The sequence below is a fragment of the Vibrio injensis genome (genome assembly GCF_001895205.1).
In the GTDB taxonomy this organism is placed as follows: domain Bacteria; phylum Pseudomonadota; class Gammaproteobacteria; order Enterobacterales; family Vibrionaceae; genus Vibrio; species Vibrio injensis.
The window spans coordinates 1-3,301 of the sequence record NZ_BDJF01000013.1 but is presented as its reverse complement, the minus strand read 5'-3'; the positions used below and the strand labels follow the sequence as shown (position 1 = coordinate 3,301).

Here is a 3,301-nt window from a genome sequence, read left to right as displayed (position 1 = left end):
ATGCAGTGATTTGGTAGTAGCGTTGGCTGCCCCTTAATGCGGCGTTAGCTGCTTACAAGTTCGCATGTTCCATTAGCTGTACAAGTTGGTTTTTTAGTTATATACTTGTCTCATTAAACGTACATGTGGAGGTTTTATGAGAATTGTATCTTTTACCGAAGCTAGAAATAGCTTGAAGAGCGTTTTAGATGCTGTTGTTAATGACGCAGATACAACCGTCATCACGCGTCGTGATTCTGAAGATGCCGTTGTTATGTCACTGGATTATTACAATAGCTTAATGGAAACGGTTCATTTACTTCGTTCTCCGGCAAATGCTGAGCACTTACATCGTTCAATTGCTCAGTTTAAAGCGGGTAAGGTTAGTCAAAGAGATTTAATCGATGAGTAGTCGTTTATTATCTTGGACTGATGAATCTTGGAATGATTATGTTTATTGGCAGACGCAAGACAAGAAAACACTTAAACGTATAAATAAACTCATCACGGATGTTAAGCGTTCTCCTTTCGAGGGCATAGGTAAACCTGAACCACTAAAAGAAAATTTATCTGGTTTTTGGTCGCGACGAATAGATGATACGAATAGGCTAGTTTATGCGGTTGATGATAGTGCTATCACAATCATTTCTTGCCGTTATCATTATTAATTTAGGCTTTATCGTCAGGCAGCTAACAAGGCGTTAAAGAGGGATTCGCAACGCGTGACATTTTTGTTATGCGTTGATTTTATTAGTTTTTAGTGCAATGCGGTGAGTTGGTAGTCGCGTTGCTCACCCCTTAACGCGGCGTTATGCCAATGGCGAAAAAACTAAGTTAGGAGTCATGATGGAAGAAAAGCATTGGTTAGATGTTGTTGCTGCAATAGGTAGTATAGCCACCCCAATAATTGTTCTTGTTATATCGTCAATAGGGTGGAAAGTTAAGCAAAACATTGAACGTAAAATCGAGCTAGAAAATAAGCTTCGAGATGACCGTATTGAAATATACAACCAAATATTGGAGCCATTTATTATCCTCCTAATGTCTGATGCTGCGTGGGAAATGGACAAGCGAAATAAAGGGAAAAATAAATCTGATGTTGGTACTGCAAAGATGCTCACTTTGGAATATAGACGTTTAGGTTTTAAGCTTGCTTTAATGGCAAACGATGAAGTTGTGAAAGCGTATAACGATATGATGCAATATTTGTACAACATGGGCGAAAATGGACAACCAGAGAACTTCCTGAAAGATATGATGAAACTACTGGGTACATTCTTGGTGGAAATCCGTAAAAGTATGGGCAATGAGGAAACCAAACTCGATTGTTGGGATATGTGTGAGTGGTGGATGTCTGATACTCGTAAAGTAAAAAACGGAATGTACTAACCCGAAAAATTGGCATAACAAAGCATTTAAGAGTGATTCGCAACGCTTGCCGTTTTCGCTTCGCTCAAAGTATAGGCAAGCGTCGCTCACACCTTAATGCGGCGTTAGGGCTTACAAAGATAAAGGTTAATAATATGAATATTTGGTGGTTAGCAATTGATCGAGATTTCACGTCTTATGAAGAGCTTAAATATCGAAAAGTTGTGGCTCAAGGTTGGCCGAAACTTGGTGATTTGTCTTTGTTGCTACCGTTAGTTACTAACAATTATAAAAATGAGTTCCTAGAAACAGTTAATGCCTTAAACAAGTTGGCTTATGGTGAAGAAGGTCATGCATCTAAGGTAATGTGGTCTCTTTTCTCAATGAAAAAGGGTGATCTTGTCGTTGGTATCGAAGGAACGACCGTTCGCGGAATTTGCCAAGTTAATCTTGATGCAAATGAAAGTTACCAATTACAGTCACCAAATGCATTTAACTACGCGCAAACTATTTCATCTGGAGTAAAGTGGGTTGATTGGAATGAATCAATATTAGGTACACCTCCAACTGCCCCAGCTAAGAGTGTACAAGGTGTGGCTGGGTTAAATAAAGAATACAATCGCGTGCTAGAAGCATGGGAAAAGTGCACCATTTAGCACCGCCCTAACAAACGCTTCAAGAGGGACAGCCAACGCGTGGCATTTTTATTATGCGTTGGCTTTTGTGGTTACGATGTTATGCGGTAAGTTGGTAGTAGCGTTGTCTGCCCCTTAAGCGGGCGTTAGCCATTCGGAGACAATTTTGAAATCAATCAGTATTAGGTGCGGAAACATTACGCCAAGTAGTGCAGAAGTTGAGCACGATGACGTGATATTTGGATGGCGTGAAATTGAATCAATTTTGACGAGCTATGCGATACAACTTGACTCACATAGAACTGTTTATGTTTCGTTGGACGTTAGTGACATTTGTGAAAAACTAATTCAGTTAAAGCCTGAAAATTGCGCCGAATTCTTTAGAACCTTCTCGTTAGATTTAAGTAAGCGTAATACAGAGCATCCGTTTAGTGCAAGTATTAACTTTTCGATTGAAAAAAACTTTGATGATGAGAATTGGAGTGAGCTTAAGTTCGTTGAGAGGGTGATGGAACAAATATTTTTGGTATTGAATATCGCTGTACGTGGCGGTTGCAATTTTGGAGATATTCAAGTTGGCGAAACTTGGAGGTCGCTCCATTGTGCAGATTTAGAAAGTGGTTGGCACTACTCATCGGTAAATGGCTGGCCGCGAATCAAACCAATCTCAGTTACAAAGTCTTGGTATTGGCTTGAAAAATATAGCTCAATATTTTTCAATCTCGCTAATACTTCAATTACCAAGGCAAGTGCCGTTTTACTGCATCTATCGTATAAAGGAGATATTGAGTCCACTGATGTATTACAGTTATCTCAAGTCATAGAAAATTTGTATCTAAGCAAAGGTGAGCCTAAAGCACGAGGATTAAACCGAAAACTTCCAGTCGTTTTAGGTCCTTTACCTCGTTCAAATAAAAGCCTAATACAAGACTTCTATAAACTCCGTAGTGACATTGCTCATGGAGATTTTCCATTGTTTCGTCCTAGGTACTCGGAAACAGATTTAGGATTTAAGGAGGCAGAGAAGCATTATTGGGAAATATCTCAAGAAATTGATAAAGGGGTCGCTGTTTTAATTGGGACGCTTCAATTTCTTATTGAGAATAATGCAAGTTCAATGTCGTTCAAAGAGTCAGTGTCCGTGGAAACAAATGGCTAACAAACAATTTAAGAGGGATTCACAACGCTCGGTATTTTTGCTTCTACTTCAAATTTAGTGTTTATAGCACAATTCTTTAGGTTTGGGTGGAGGCGTTGTTCACCCCTTAATTGGGCGTTATGCTTAATCTCACCAAATCAATCGGTTGTGGCCTTTTCTC

The 3,301-nt window shown here is 39.4% G+C and carries 5 protein-coding genes; all 5 read left to right on the top strand.

Annotation, left to right across the window (positions count from 1 at the left end; genetic code table 11):
* The first annotated feature begins 136 nt into the window (after window positions 1–136).
* Complete coding sequence (locus BSR11_RS05010; RefSeq protein ID WP_009836585.1) at window positions 137–391, top strand: type II toxin-antitoxin system Phd/YefM family antitoxin; 255 nt, start codon at window positions 137–139, stop codon at window positions 389–391.
* Complete coding sequence (locus BSR11_RS05005) at window positions 384–647, top strand: Txe/YoeB family addiction module toxin (protein ID WP_010318499.1); 264 nt, start codon at window positions 384–386, stop codon at window positions 645–647. The genes BSR11_RS05010 and BSR11_RS05005 overlap by 8 nt, the downstream gene beginning before the upstream one ends.
* Window positions 648–825: 178 nt before the next feature.
* Window positions 826–1,368 carry a hypothetical protein gene (locus BSR11_RS05000; RefSeq protein WP_072669377.1) on the top strand — a complete coding sequence of 181 codons (543 nt, stop codon included), beginning with the start codon at window positions 826–828 and terminating at the stop codon, window positions 1,366–1,368.
* Between the two features lie 134 nt (window positions 1,369–1,502).
* A complete protein-coding gene (locus BSR11_RS04995) occupies window positions 1,503–2,003 on the top strand; it encodes a hypothetical protein (RefSeq protein ID WP_072669376.1) in 501 nt (166 codons plus the stop codon).
* A 145-nt stretch (window positions 2,004–2,148) separates the two neighbouring features.
* On the top strand, window positions 2,149–3,141 hold the full coding sequence (locus tag BSR11_RS04985) for a hypothetical protein (RefSeq protein ID WP_072669375.1): 993 nt from the start codon (window positions 2,149–2,151) through the stop codon (window positions 3,139–3,141).
* Window positions 3,142–3,301: the final 160 nt, after the last annotated feature.